The following is a 13,751-nucleotide window of genomic DNA, read 5'->3' on the forward strand; positions in this document are numbered from 1 at the left end:
TCACAACCTTAAGTGCTGCAAATATAGTACTAATGTTGATATATTTAATTTATACATTTGCATTCCGTTGAACATTTTTTATGAGAAACCTATATTACCTTCTATTTTTTGTAGCATTATCAGTTTCAGGCTGCAAAAACGACACAAAACGCACTACCGATAAAAACGTAGCGGTTATCAATACTATAACACACGCCAATGGCCTGCAGATTTACCGTTACGACGGTTACACTGTGGTAAAAGTTACTAATCCGTGGCCGGAAGCACAGCAGGGTTTCACCTATGTTATGCATAAAAAAGGAACTACCGTACCTGATAGCCTTAGGCAATATATCACCGTTCAGGTACCGCTTAAAACAGTAGTGGTAACCTCAACAACCCATATTCCGTCACTGGAACTATTTAACGCCGAAACTACACTTACAGGTTTTCCTGGAACTGATTTTATATCTTCCAAAAAAACCAGGGCTCGCATTGACAGCGGAAAAGTAAAAGAAGCAGGTGCCAACGAAACCCTTAACACCGAAGTACTTATTGACCTTGCTCCCGATGCTGTAGTAGGTTTTAGCATAAGCGGTACCAATAAAGCGCTGGCTACACTGGAACAAAGCGGACTTAAAGTGTTATACAACGGCGACTGGACAGAGCAAACACCTCTTGGCAAAGCCGAATGGATCAAATTCTTTGGTGCATTATACGACCAGGAAGATAAAGCCGACAAACTGTTTGCCGATATAGAAAAACAGTATAACGATGCCCTTAGGCTTGCACAAAAAGCAACTACAAAACCTACTGTTTTGGGTGGGGCTATGTTTCAGGATCAGTGGTATTTGCCACAGGGCGGAAGCTGGGCTGCACTCTTTTTAAAAGATGCAAAATCCAATTACCTGTGGGCTGATACCGAAGGTACAGGAAGCCTTACATTGTCTTTTGAAACAGTATTAGACAAGGCTCAGGATGCCGACGTATGGGTAGGCCCTGGTCAGTTTACCACTTACAAAGAAATGACAGATGCTAATCCGCATTATGCACAGTTTAAGGCATTCAAAACTAAAAATGTATATTCGTACAGCAGTAAAAAGGGCGCAACAGGCGGACTTTTGTATTTCGAGCTTGCCCCGACCCGTCCCGATCTGGTGCTTAAAGACCTAATCGCTATCTTGCACCCCGAATTAATGCCGGGTTACCAGCTGCACTTTTTCGAAAAACTAAAATAACACCGCTTTGCACAACAAAAAACGGAATATAGCATTGTTTACCCTATTGGGCATTGCCCTGCTATTGCTGTTTCTGGTAAATGTTAGTTTAGGCTCAATCCGTATTCCGTTTCAGGATGTAGTAAAAAGCCTTACCGGTGGCGAAGCAGGTAAAACCACCTGGCAATACATCATAGTAAATTACCGGCTTCCAAAAGCCATTACCGCTGTATTGGTTGGCATGGCACTTTCGGTGAGTGGTCTGCTTATGCAAACACTCTTCCGTAACCCGCTGGCGGGCCCCGATGTTTTAGGACTAAGCTCAGGCGCAAGCCTTGGTGTTGCCTTTGTACTACTCGGCGCAGGTCTATTGCCGGGTATACTGGCAGGCTTTTTCCTTTCGCCGTATGGCATAGTAATGGCATCAACTATAGGAAGTTGTATTGTACTGCTTGCTATACTTGTTGTTTCGCAACGATTACGGGATACAATGGCTATACTTATAATCGGGCTAATGTTTACCGGCTTTACAGGAGCTATAGTGAACGTGCTGACTTATTTTAGCAGTGCCGAACAATTACAAAAATTTACGTTTTGGGCTTTAGGAAGCCTGGGTAACCTGCCGTGGCAGCATATCATTATACTGGCTGTTACGTGCGTAATCGGGCTTTGTATGGCGGCCTTCTGCATAAAACCACTTGATGCTTTATTGTTGGGTGAACGTTATGCCAAAAGCATGGGTATTAACTTTAACAGGACAAGGCTAATAATTATACTGGCTACCAGCCTGCTTACAGGAACAATTACAGCTTTTACAGGCCCTATAACTTTTATAGGCCTGGTAGTGCCACACATAGCCAAACTTATTTTTAAAACCAGCAGCCACCTCGTTTTATACGCAGCTACAATACTACTGGGTGCTATTATAGTTTTGATTTGCGATACCTGTACACAAATGCCGGGCAGGGAATTTGTACTGCCTATCAATGCTATAACATCTATTATCGGTGCGCCAATAGTTATATGGCTGCTAATGCGTAAACAGAAAATAATGTATTAGGCTATGGAAAAAGGTAATATCATACTATCGGCACAAAACATAAGTATTGGCTATCAGCAGAAAAAAGAAAATACTGTCATTGCCAATACTATCCATGTGGCATTCGCCGAAAGCAACCTTGTTGCCCTTATCGGTGCAAATGGTATAGGAAAATCTACATTGTTACGAACACTTACAGGGATACAAAAGCCATTAGCCGGAGAGGTATTGCTCAACAATAAAAACATAACAGCCTATAGTCCGAAAGAACTGGCGCAAAACCTTGCCGTAGTACTTACCGAAAGCCTTCCACCAAGTAACCTTACCGTTTTTGAGCTTGTAGCGCTCGGCAGGCAGCCCTACACCAACTGGCTTGGATCTCTAAGCCCCGAAGACCTCAATAAAGTTAATGAGGCAATTGCACTCACACAGATTGAGCACCTTCGCCATAAAAAGCATTTCGAGATAAGCGACGGCCAATTGCAAAAAGTACTTATTGCCCGTGCACTGGCACAAGATACTCCGTTAATTGTGTTAGACGAACCTACTACACATTTAGACCTGCTTCACAAAGTAAACCTTATCAGGCTGCTACAACAGCTTGCTGCAGAAACAGGAAAATGCATACTCTACTCTACCCATGACCTTGACCTTGCCCTGCAGCTAAGCGACCAGATCGTTGTAATGACGCCCGGAAATGTAGTACAGGACACCCCTAAAAACCTTATTGCCAACAAAACTTTCGATCGCCTTTTTAACGATAAAAGCATTCGGTTTGATGCTGAAAAGGGCGGATTTACCGTAAATAACAGCCAGCTTTAACAAAAGCTAAACAGAAATATATTTTGTATTGATTAAATTTACGTATCAACACAAAATAATATAACCATGGCAAGTAAGTTTACACTTAATTATTCAGGGGACAAAGAACAGCTTTTATCGAAACTTAAAAACGCCGTAGGCGACAAAGGTTCGCTTAGCGGAGACAGCCAGCTGGGTAACTTTAAAGGTAGCACCCCTCTTGGAAGCATAGAAGGATCGTACAGCATAGAAGGTGATACTATTACTGTAAATATTAGCGATAAGCCTTTTTTACTTTCTACAGGTACGATACAAAGCGAGTTTGAAAAAGCGCTTAAAAAAGCCTAACCATGCGAAAGCTTTTATCTTTACTATTCATCTTATTCGGGCTTTCTGTGTATGCACAGCCAAAACTGGAACTTACGCCACGCGGCTTTGATCCTGTTGAAGTTACCATACCAAGCATACCGCCCGAAAAATTTATAGAACTTTCTAAATCCTGGACTACAGAGTACAACCGAAGGCTAAAAGGTGCAGATGTTACCAACGTTACAGATAGTAGCTTAACTATCAGCGCTTTTAAAAAAAATGCCTTCTTTTTCAGGAACAGGGGCGAAATGTTCGAGTATACTATTAATTACAGTATGAAGATTACTTTTAGTAACCAATCGTATACGCTTCAGTTTATAGTGAATGATATTTACACTGACGATGATACGCTGGTTAAATACAAACTGCCTGACTATTTTAATTCGTCGGGAGAACTCAAAGAGGGCTATGCCGACCTTAAGCCGTCGTTAGAAAGAACGGTAAATAGCATTGTGGCATCTCACTATAATTTTATAGCGAATTTCAAATAAAACATCAACTAAAAAAAATATAGCTATGGCACCAGGAACAGACGATCCAAAAGATCTTGGAAATAAAAAAATGAATAATCAGGAAAAGCCAAGCAATAAAAACGAAGGTTTTAGCGGCGATAACCTCCCTAAAAATTACGACCCAAGCAAAGGCAAACTTAAACCTGAACAGGATACAGATACCGATGGCGATACCGAAACCGTACAACGCGCACGCGATGTAGATGAGAAAAAAGCATCCTCTGTAAGCGATAGCGATAACACAGTACGTGATGATGGAAAAGTAGTAAATAAAAGCAGAGGCACTGCAAGTGAAGCCGAAGACAAAGAAACGGTTGAAAACCGCGATTTCAATTCGGATACGGATGAAGAACGCTATCAGGGGTCACATCCTGATAATAAGAAACATAGGGGCAACATTGATCCCGGAAAATAAATTACCTATTCTCAGTTTCGTCATTGCGGGAAACAAAGCAATCCGGAACTTAAATAATAAAAGTTATAAAAGCCACGAATTACACGAATCTCACTACCTCAAGTTGTGAAAAATTGGTATAATTCGTGGCTTTTAATTTACTCTATCTTATTTGTAAACTGCACATTGGCATGCAGCTTAATATCTTCACCTAATACAAGTCCGCCTGCTTCGGTAACGTCAGAGGCATGAATATCAAAATCATTACGGTTTATGGTTCCGGTAATTTCAAAGCCGGCACGCTCAATACCAAATCCGTCTTTAGCTTCTCCGCCAAATAACACATCAAGTGCAATACTTTTTGTTTTGCCTTTGATGGTGATATCTCCGGTGAGGAGATGCTTGTCTCCCTCTACCTGAACAAATGAAGTCGATTTAAAATGTATCTGCGGATAAAGGTCGGCACTAAAAAAATCATCCGATTTTAAATGCTCGTCCCTCTCAATATTATTGGTGTCTATACTGTAAACATCGATATTTATATCAAAAGAAGCATCGTTAAAACTGTCATGCTCTTTTGTTTCTAATGTTCCCGAAAATATATTAAACGATCCTGTAATGTTAGAAATTACAAGGTGCCTTATTTTAAAATGTACTTCTGAGTGTGCTAGATCCAGTACCCATTTGTTTGTAGCCATAATGTGCAATTAAATTAGTGAATGCTTAAAGTTACACATTAAAAGTGTTTTTGAAAAAACTTTTACGCGTAATCCCCTGTTAAACGGATACTAATTTAATTACAGTTACTACGCTGAACATAAAATGCTCCGTGAATTCTTTGTTAAACTTTAACTGCGTGATACTTACACCTTATTTAAAAACCCGCATAACCACTGCCTATTGCGCTGACTGTTAAAGGTTTTTATAACGTTTTAGCTAAAAAGTAACGTTAATTAGCGTACGCTCCCCTTACTATACTGCCGAACTTTGTAATATAACCTTTTAAAAACAAATTATCATGGCATCATCAAACCAAACACCGGCACCAAAAGTATCAAGTAAGGCTACAATAGGCGATAACGTTGAGCCAAAAGATTCTAACTTAAAGAAAACTATGGCTGAGGCCGAAAAAGGTGCGGCTAAAAAAACTACTGCTACCAAAACACCTCAGAAGATTCAGGAAGGTAAAACAGCAGAAAAAAAACGTGAATATTAACAACCAAACTATAACGTCATGCAAACAAACAATAACGACAACCGTGATTGGAACAATAACGGCCGTCACGACAGAAACGAAAACACTGGTAATCTGGGCAACGAATCACGCGACATGAGCAGCCGTGGTAACGAAGACTGGGATAATGACATGAACCGGGGAACTTCTTCACCGGGACGCAGAAATGAGTCACAAAATATGAGAAGTGACAACGACGATTTTAACGATTCGGGAATGGATCGCGACAATAGGTCGAGAGACGAAAGAAACAATGAAGATTCCCGCAATATGGATTCTAGAACCTTTAATGAGGATGAAGAAAACTGGGAAGAGGAAAAAAGAATGGGTAACGCAACATCATATAACCGCGGCACCCAAAATAACGACTGGAACGAAAACGACCAGATGCAGCGCAGCCCGGGCAAATCGGGTAGCGAAGACCAAAGAGATGCTTCTTCAGGCAGCTATTACAGCGACAGAGAAGAAGAAAGAAGACGTGGAGACGACAGTAGCCGTAGTAACAACGGCGACGACTTTTAAATAGAATAGTTTTGAGTTATGAATTAGAGGTACGAATCGCGTAAATGGTTCCGAACCTAATTCGAAAAGGGCAGTCTAAATTATTAGACTGCCCTTTGTATTTTTAAACCCTTCTGTGATCGGGCTTCCAGTTTTCTATAGATTTCTTTATGGCATCTGCCGAAAGTTCCTCGTTAATGGCTTTCTTTATCAGGAATAGTAACTGATCATCCTGTGCGAATCGCAGGGCAAATAACTGGCCTTCGCTTAACATACCTTCATACATTTCAAGGCGTTCGCCTGTAGTGGCAAAAAAGCGGTAGCGAAGCTCCAGCAATACGATCCTGTTTTGCAGCGTTAGCGCATAATGCTGGCGCAGCATAAAACTGAGCATGGTTATAGCAACAAAAGCTGCTGCAATAAACGACCAGATTACATAATCATCATCCGTCCAGGCAAAGTAAGCCGAAGCTATAATTAATACGAGCATTACAGGATAAAACACGAAGTGATGCGGTGTGTAAAAACGTATGTGGTTTTTATAGCTTTGTTCTGCCATGAGGTTTGTTTATTTTGTTTCTTTTAAGAAAATCGGCAATTATGGTAGCCATTTCCATTTGTTTTGATGTATCGGTGAGATAGTTCCTGTCAATATCGTCGCTAAGGTAACCTAATTGTACCATAAATACTATAAAATCTGATTACAACCTCTTGCCTTCTGCACTGGCTTTTAACAGCTTTTCAAAACGGGACTGCCTTGTCTTTTCCTGTTTGGCAGATACAATCAAATGGATTACCGTTTTCTTGTAGTAAGGCGCCTGTTTATTAAAAAACTCCCAGGCCGCTGCGTTGGCTTTAAATTCATTTTCCATTTCAGCGGGCAGTACGGCGTCTTCTGTACGTTCATGCGAATATACCCTAGATTTACTTTCTGTACGTTTTTCGTAAGCTTCAAGACCGGCAGGCTCGACAAGCTTCTTTGCGATAAGGTTTTCCATCTTATCGATGTTTATGGCACTCCAGATACTCGAAGCCTTTCTAGGCGTGAAACGTATAGTATAGCTATCTGTATTTAAAGATTTACGTATGCCGTCTATCCAGCCGTAACACAACGCCTGATCTACCGACTCCGGCCATGTCATAGTAGGCTTACCACTGCCCACTTTGTAGAAACCAACAAGCAATTCAGTTTCCGTTGTGTGATGTTTATCCAGCCATTGCCGGAAATCGTCTTGCGTTTCAAAAAAATGAGGTTTCATACAGCAAATAAATTACGAAAGCAGCAACGGCAACAGTTGCGCTATGTTTTCTGCTTCCTTAAAATTTTCGTGTACGATAGTGTGGTCTATCTGTTCGTGCAGCCATGTAGTGTGAAACGGAATATGGCATGCATGCCCTCCTATTTCCAGTACAGGCAATACATCTGATTTTAGCGAGTTACCTATCATCAAAAATTCCGATGGTTCAATCTCGAGTCTTTTCAGCATCTTTTCATAGTCTATCTTTTGCTTGTCTGACATTACCTCAATATGGTGAAAGTAATGTCCTAAGCCTGAATCATGTAGTTTTCTGTGCTGATCTTTTAAATCACCTTTGGTAGCAACCACGAGTTTGTATTTGCCGTGCAGGACTTTCAGGGCTTCTTCCACGCCATCAAGCAGTTCTACAGGCTTTTCCAGCATATCTTTACCGTATTCTATAATTTTGCCTATAGCGGCAACACTAATAGTGTTTTCAGAGATATGCAGGGCTGCCTCGATCATGCTTAAAATATAGGCTTTAATACCGTAGCCATAAACATCAAGATTATCAATCTCAATCTTAAAAAGTTCTTTAGCAAGGCTGTGTGCCGGGAGGTAATCTCTCATGAGCTCGTAGAATTTCTTTTCGGTTTCCTGAAAAAACGGCTCGTTTACCCAAAGGGTATCATCGGCATCAAAAGCAATAACTTTAATATTCATGTAATGGCAATTTTCTTCAAAGTTAAAAGAAACAGATTGATTTTGCAGCGTTAATTATGCCGAATAGCTTAAGCCAGTTTCATATGCAATAGCGGAAAAGGCTTACCCATACCATCTGTTTCTGACCTTCCTATTACTACAAAGCCCATTTTTTGATAAAACGATAGGGCATGCAAATTTTGCTCGTTTACATCTACGGTAACAGCATGTCTTTCTTCGATAGCAAACTGCAATAGGTGGCTGCCTATTCCGCATCCGCGGAAATCAGGATGTATAAAAAGCATTTCGACAGATCCTTCCCCAAGTCCGATAAATCCGGCGATGCGGGTTTCGATCCTTATACAGTACAGGTCTACCGCCTTTAAATATTCATTTAAAATAAGCGGACGAAAAAACTGAATGTCTTCTTCTTTCAAAAAGTCGTGGGTTGCCCTTACCGAAGCTTCCCAGACATCAGTTATTTCAATAAAATCTGCTGTAGAGGGAATCTCTATTACATACGCTTTCATAATGAATAGGCATACTGCTTAGTCTAACTGCACCTGTTCTCTGGATACCTGTGTAGAGTGCGCTGCAATTACCTGCCAGTTGCCGCCGTTGTTTTTCCATACCCTTGTAAAACGGTAAAAACCAACTTCGGTACTGCCATAGAATGAGCCGCTTATATCCAGTAAAACCGACACAATAGCAACATCGCCATCTACTTTGATCTTTTGTTCTGAAGATTCAATAGTAAATATCTCGATGTTACCCGAACTATGTGCCTCTACGTCATCCTGCTTGGTAAGCAGCTGCCCGGTGTGCGAGGTAAATATAAGGTCGTCTGCAATAAGTGCATCAAGTTCCTGCACATTGCTTGTTTTCATAGCTTCAAGAAGCCTTGCTTCCGCTGTTTGAATTTGCTGGGTCTCCATAGGGGTTATTTGGGTTGAATCATGTTAAACAATCCTGGATAGTGGGTTACAAAACCATCATCATCTACCTGTATATCGGCAGTAAAACTACCATCATTATTTTCAAAGCGATAGGTATGGTTGTCAAGGCGCTCGTAACGCTGGTTTTCTTTACGGATTTCGTTGGCTATAATATCTATATATACGAGGTCGAATCCTGCTGCATCCGTATCAGACAGTTTAAGCCAGTTAACGGGTAGCGAATTGGTAAAAGGCGACAGCGAAATATCTATGAACGTACAACCCGAAAATTCGGGAAGTGCTTTACCTGAGAGGTCGCTCCATTCACCCTCTTCATCGCAAAAAAGATGATAGCTGTGCTGGGTATCACGCAGGTGAAAATTAATCTCAAATTCCTGAACATTCCATGACAGTCCGAGCTTTAGGGTATAGTCGGCATAAACAGGCATACCCTGTGCCCAGCCTTCAATTTCCGATCGCACCATAATGGCATCCGCCAGATAATTCACTGCACAATGCTCATCGGTATCGTTCAGCAGGCCATCCCATAAAATACTCTTTTGCATAACAGGAATTTTACTGCAATTTAGTTAAAAAACCAATCGGTATTCACTACGTTTTGTTAAAGAGGGGTTATATTTTACAACATAAAAAATACCCGCATATTACTATAACGGGCATTTTTTATAACGATAAGAAAAGCATGACAAACTTATTATTGTCTCATTTTTAGAAACCCTATTTTCTTGCCATAATTATTAACCAGCGTACCACCAGATGCTATATAAATATTATTATAGTCTGTATCTGTCAGCATCATTTTATATCCCGGTTTGTTTGACTGCGAAAGGCTCCCCACCAGATATACCCTATCATTATCAACCTCAACAAGGTTTCCTTTTGCCGTAACGTAAAATTTACCGTTTGGTTTAGAAACAAAGTACGCTTCTGACACCACATTTTTATCGTGCATTGCACTTTGCGCTATTTGTTGTGAACGGTTCATTTGTTTTATAGAAGCTACAGGCTGTTGCGGTATAGCCACAACAGGTGCCTTAACCGTTACCGGTACAACAGCTGATTTATATTCTGCCACGGCAGGCTGTTGTTTACCTCCTGCTTTCCCCCACCCTGCTGCAATTGCACTTAGGCGATTGCCTTTCGGCGGATGTGTATGCGAACCTTTTACCGAAGCAATCGCCGACATTGCCGCCTGCGCATCGGTTAGTGAAGCTCCCATTTTTTGAAGCACAAAACCTGAAAACTCATCGGCTTCCAGTTCAGTTGCGGGTTTACTGCTTTCGTTATCAAGAGTGTGCCCACTTAGGTGATGCCCAATTTCATGTGCCAGTATACTAACCGCCGCCCAGTTATTGCCTGTTGCCGATATGATATTATTCATAAACTTTGGGTTGTACAGTATATACCGCTTACCCTTTTTAACCACCGCAGCAGCAGTGGGTACATTGGCAGCGCGAAGCTCAAAATTGGCGCGAAGCCCAATGACTGACATAACATCTTCTACTACTTTTTCGGCAGTAGGGCTTGCAGCGTTCATGTTGATAACGCTGGCGGTAGTTTCGCCATAATAGTTGCACATAGCGGTATATTTCTCTGAAGCAAATGTTTTTTGTGCCGATGCCGGCAGCACATAGCCAAATATGGCTACAACAATACAGATACGGATACTTTTCATAAAATAATTAAGGGTATAAAGCTGTATCAACACAACCTTATACCCTTAACGCAAACGCCCTGCCAAATAGTACATTACAATTATCGCAGAACGTGTTAAATATTTTCTTTAACGCTTCGCTTACTTCTTTACCAAAAAGTTTGCTGCAATACATCCTAATAATACTATAACACTCAGTATAAGTATTATTTTACCATGGCCGCGGTCTTTATCGCTATATGTATAAACCGTTTGCCCATTAGGTAATGTTTTCTGAGACGTCCATAACACATAACCTGTAATAACGCCAAAGAAACCACCTAGTAAGGCAAATATATAGCCAAACAGCACCCAGGTTTTCTGGTCTTTTTCCGGCTTGGCAAGTTCATTGATACGCTCTGCCCTCATGGCTCTTATATGAGCTTCGTCTATAGCGTGTCCCCTTTCATCCAATAGTTTACGTGCAAGCATATAATCGAACTCGCTCCACTCATCATGTTTTAAGATTACATCATGCAGCTCTTCATCAGTAAAAGAAAGCAGGTAGTAATCTGCCGGAAGGTCATTAATCATCGATTCTGCATCCTTTTCAAGTAGCTCTTCTGCTTTCTCAAAATTTTCCGGATGCATTTGTAATTCAAATTCCTGCATCAGATCGCCTGACAGGCTTCCTAACTGCGAAGATGAATTCACAAAAATGCATTCTATTCCTTTTTCTAATAATAATTCCTGCTGTGCTCTTGCCTGTTTAGCATCGGGATATTTTTTGAAAGTAACGTAACTGTGCGACATTGGTTATTTGTTTGCCTCAAAGATATAATTTTCATCGTAATGGTTCCAAATTGGTTATTCCTAGCTATCGAACAAAAAAATCCCCCATAAAAATGAGGGACCTATTACACTACATGGTCTAAATGAGTGAATGAGAATGCTGAAAGTCAAACAAGGTGGCCGGCAATGCCAAGCACCCTACGCCCAACAATATCTATATCTAATTTAAAACATAACGTCTTAATTTACAGTTAATTAAAACCCAAGGTTTTGACAATTAAACTATTCGTGACTATGGTTGATAATTTATGTAAGAGAGGCCGTTAAGTTGGCACATTTCGAAGTATTTTATGTATTTTTACCTCTTACAAAAACTACTTCAATGCCCGATACTATCTCTTTATTACTCGCCTTTATTATTGCCCTTGCACTAGGCACTTACATCGGCAAAGTTGTATTTTCTTCTAAGGCTGCCGCCGATAAAAAAGTGTCCGAAGAACGCAACAACAGCCTGCTTATGCAGATTGAACAACTAAAACAACAATCGCAAAACGAACTTTTAGGTATAGAAAAACAGCTTGTACAGGCACATGCCGACCGCGACAGCCTTCGCCAGGCTAAAGATTCGCTTGCTATACAGCTTACTAAAAAAGAAACCGACTTTGATAACCTTCTTGAACGTATGCGCGAGCAACGCCAGGAAACCGATGAGCTCCGTGAAAAATTCACCAAAGAATTTGAGAACTTAGCTAATAAGATACTGGAAGAAAAATCAGTTAAGTTTACCGAGCAAAACCGCGAGAACCTTAAAAATATACTTTCGCCACTTCAGGAAAAAATACATCTTTTTGAAAAGAAAGTAGAAGACACCCACAAAGAAAGTATCGATTACCATGCGGCACTTCGCCAGCAGATACTTGGTCTGCGCGACATGAACGAGCAAATGAGCAAGGAAACCATTAACCTGACGCGTGCCCTTAAAGGCGATACTAAAATGCAGGGTAACTGGGGCGAGCTTATCCTTGAGCGTGTTCTTGAAAAATCAGGGCTTGAAAAAGACCGTGAATACTACGTTCAGCAGAGCCATGTTAACGATGAGGGCAGCCGTGTACAGCCCGACGTAGTTATCAATCTGCCGGATGGCAAGAAAATGATCGTCGATTCTAAAGTTTCGCTTGTAGCGTATGAGCGTTACATTAATGAAGAAGATGATCCGTTAAAATTGGTTCACCTTAAAGAGCATGTTAACTCTATTAAACGTCACGTAGACCAGCTTAGCGATAAGAATTATCATGACCTTTATAAAATTGAAAGCCCAGACTTCGTTTTGCTTTTCATTCCGATGGAACCTGCGTTTGCCATAGCGCTTAACGAAGACGCTACCCTTTATGGAAAAGCTTTTGAGCGCAATATTGTAATTGTTACACCAAGTACGTTATTGGCTACGCTACGTACTATCGACAGTATGTGGAGCAACCAGAAGCAACAGGAAAACGCTTATGAAATTGCACGCCAGGCGGGTGCGCTTTACGATAAGTTTGAAGGTTTTGTGGGCGACCTTACCAAGGTGGGCAACAAAATGAAAGATGCGCAAAATGAATACCAAAATGCTATGGGCAAACTGGTAGACGGCCGTGGTAACATCATTACCAGCATAGAAAAACTGAAGAAGATGGGCGCCAAAGCCAAAAAATCGCTGCCGGAAAATATCCTTTCACGTGCGCTTCAGCAGGAAGAAGATGCGGAAGATAACACACCTAACCTTTTAAACCCGTAAGCAATGGATACAGTATATAAAAAAGTAAGTGCCTCTAAAGTCACGATATCAGAATTGATGCTGCCGTCGCATGCTAACTTCAGTGGAAAGATACACGGCGGATACATCCTAATGCTTATGGACCAGATTGCTTTTGCATCTGCCTCTAAATACTCAGGAGCCTACTGCGTTACAGCATCGGTAGATACAGTAGATTTTCTTAACCCTATTGAGGTTGGTGAACTGGTTACTATGAAGGCATCGGTTAATTATGTGGGCACAAGTTCTATGGTGATAGGTATCCGTGTAGATTCAGAGAACATTCAAACCGGCAAGGTAAAACACTGCAACTCTTCTTATTTTACCATGGTCGCTAAAGATAATGGCAAGAGCGTAACTGTTCCTCATCTTATTTTAGCCAACGATAATGAGGTTCGCCGTTTTTGTAAAGCGGTTATACGAATCAACCAGAAAAAAGAACACAGCAAGCACAGCCAGACGTTCGACTATATGTCGCCCGAAGCACTGGAGTCGCTATCAAAATATAATATAAGGCTGGATCTTTAATACGATCCGGCGTTTATTTTTCCTAGTCCTCTTTGAAATTTAGACAATTACTATATATTTG

At 41.0% G+C, this 13,751-nt stretch carries 17 protein-coding genes, 2 pseudogenes and 1 other annotated feature (1 of these 20 running past the window's edge); of the genes and pseudogenes, 10 read left to right on the forward strand and 9 right to left on the reverse strand.

Annotated elements, in window-relative coordinates:
• Positions 1 to 26, reverse strand: a binding site (cobalamin riboswitch) (it extends 180 nt beyond the left edge of the window).
• A 54-nt stretch (positions 27 to 80) separates the two neighbouring features.
• The 6 genes from ALW18_05260 to ALW18_05285 all read left to right on the forward strand — a co-directional run bounded on the left by ALW18_05260 (position 81) and on the right by ALW18_05285 (position 4,332).
• On the forward strand, positions 81 to 1,217 hold the full coding sequence (locus ALW18_05260) for an ABC transporter substrate-binding protein (protein ID AOE51980.1): 1,137 nt from the start codon (positions 81 to 83) through the stop codon (positions 1,215 to 1,217).
• A gap of 7 nt (positions 1,218 to 1,224) precedes the next feature.
• Positions 1,225 to 2,256 (forward strand): iron ABC transporter, encoded by a 1,032-nt coding sequence (locus ALW18_05265; GenBank protein ID AOE51981.1) that lies wholly within the window; start codon positions 1,225 to 1,227, stop codon positions 2,254 to 2,256.
• A gap of 3 nt (positions 2,257 to 2,259) precedes the next feature.
• Positions 2,260 to 3,057, forward strand: a complete 798-nt coding sequence (locus ALW18_05270) for an ABC transporter ATP-binding protein (protein ID AOE51982.1) — start codon at positions 2,260 to 2,262, stop codon at positions 3,055 to 3,057.
• Between the two features lie 66 nt (positions 3,058 to 3,123).
• Positions 3,124 to 3,384 (forward strand): hypothetical protein, encoded by a 261-nt coding sequence (locus ALW18_05275; protein ID AOE51983.1) that lies wholly within the window; start codon positions 3,124 to 3,126, stop codon positions 3,382 to 3,384.
• Positions 3,385 to 3,386: 2 nt separating this feature from the next.
• Positions 3,387 to 3,896 carry a hypothetical protein gene (locus ALW18_05280; GenBank protein AOE51984.1) on the forward strand — a complete coding sequence of 170 codons (510 nt, stop codon included), beginning with the start codon at positions 3,387 to 3,389 and terminating at the stop codon, positions 3,894 to 3,896.
• A 25-nt stretch (positions 3,897 to 3,921) separates the two neighbouring features.
• Positions 3,922 to 4,332, forward strand: a complete 411-nt coding sequence (locus ALW18_05285) for a hypothetical protein (GenBank protein ID AOE51985.1) — start codon at positions 3,922 to 3,924, stop codon at positions 4,330 to 4,332.
• 137 nt (positions 4,333 to 4,469) lie between these two features.
• On the opposite strand, the gene ALW18_05290 is transcribed toward ALW18_05285, so the two are convergent.
• The gene (locus ALW18_05290) at positions 4,470 to 5,009 is read right to left on the reverse strand and encodes a hypothetical protein (protein AOE51986.1); all 540 of its coding nucleotides are present in this window, start codon (positions 5,007 to 5,009) and stop codon (positions 4,470 to 4,472) included.
• Positions 5,010 to 5,329: 320 nt separating this feature from the next.
• On the opposite strand from ALW18_05290, the gene ALW18_05295 reads away from it, so the two are divergent.
• A complete protein-coding gene (locus tag ALW18_05295) occupies positions 5,330 to 5,527 on the forward strand; it encodes a hypothetical protein (protein AOE51987.1) in 198 nt (65 codons plus the stop codon).
• 18 nt (positions 5,528 to 5,545) lie between these two features.
• Positions 5,546 to 6,067, forward strand: coding sequence for a hypothetical protein (locus ALW18_05300; GenBank protein ID AOE51988.1), 522 nt, complete (start codon positions 5,546 to 5,548; stop codon positions 6,065 to 6,067).
• Between the two features lie 103 nt (positions 6,068 to 6,170).
• On the opposite strand, the gene ALW18_05305 is transcribed toward ALW18_05300, so the two are convergent.
• From ALW18_05305 to ALW18_05340, 8 genes and pseudogenes are all read right to left on the reverse strand, one after another.
• Positions 6,171 to 6,605, reverse strand: a complete 435-nt coding sequence (locus ALW18_05305) for a hypothetical protein (GenBank protein AOE51989.1) — start codon at positions 6,603 to 6,605, stop codon at positions 6,171 to 6,173.
• Between the two features lie 142 nt (positions 6,606 to 6,747).
• Complete coding sequence (locus ALW18_05310; protein ID AOE51990.1) at positions 6,748 to 7,305, reverse strand: bacteriocin-protection protein; 558 nt, start codon at positions 7,303 to 7,305, stop codon at positions 6,748 to 6,750.
• Between the two features lie 12 nt (positions 7,306 to 7,317).
• The gene (locus ALW18_05315) at positions 7,318 to 8,007 is read right to left on the reverse strand and encodes an HAD family hydrolase (GenBank protein ID AOE51991.1); all 690 of its coding nucleotides are present in this window, start codon (positions 8,005 to 8,007) and stop codon (positions 7,318 to 7,320) included.
• A 68-nt stretch (positions 8,008 to 8,075) separates the two neighbouring features.
• A complete protein-coding gene (locus ALW18_05320) occupies positions 8,076 to 8,516 on the reverse strand; it encodes a hypothetical protein (protein AOE51992.1) in 441 nt (146 codons plus the stop codon).
• 18 nt (positions 8,517 to 8,534) lie between these two features.
• On the reverse strand, positions 8,535 to 8,921 hold the full coding sequence (locus ALW18_05325) for a hypothetical protein (GenBank protein ID AOE51993.1): 387 nt from the start codon (positions 8,919 to 8,921) through the stop codon (positions 8,535 to 8,537).
• A gap of 5 nt (positions 8,922 to 8,926) precedes the next feature.
• Positions 8,927 to 9,250: pseudogene (locus ALW18_05330) on the reverse strand (hypothetical protein).
• A gap of 788 nt (positions 9,251 to 10,038) precedes the next feature.
• Positions 10,039 to 10,617: pseudogene (locus ALW18_05335) on the reverse strand (hypothetical protein).
• Between the two features lie 120 nt (positions 10,618 to 10,737).
• Positions 10,738 to 11,388 carry a hypothetical protein gene (locus ALW18_05340; GenBank protein AOE51994.1) on the reverse strand — a complete coding sequence of 217 codons (651 nt, stop codon included), beginning with the start codon at positions 11,386 to 11,388 and terminating at the stop codon, positions 10,738 to 10,740.
• Between the two features lie 361 nt (positions 11,389 to 11,749).
• Between ALW18_05340 and ALW18_05345 the strand changes: the two genes are divergently transcribed.
• Together ALW18_05345 and ALW18_05350 are read left to right on the forward strand one after the other, a co-directional pair.
• Positions 11,750 to 13,144 (forward strand): DNA polymerase V, encoded by a 1,395-nt coding sequence (locus ALW18_05345; protein ID AOE54316.1) that lies wholly within the window; start codon positions 11,750 to 11,752, stop codon positions 13,142 to 13,144.
• A gap of 3 nt (positions 13,145 to 13,147) precedes the next feature.
• Positions 13,148 to 13,690, forward strand: coding sequence for a thioesterase (locus ALW18_05350; protein AOE51995.1), 543 nt, complete (start codon positions 13,148 to 13,150; stop codon positions 13,688 to 13,690).
• Positions 13,691 to 13,751 lie beyond the last annotated feature (61 nt).

Source organism: Flavobacterium psychrophilum (genome assembly GCA_001708385.1).
GTDB lineage: Bacteria > Bacteroidota > Bacteroidia > Flavobacteriales > Flavobacteriaceae > Flavobacterium > Flavobacterium psychrophilum_A.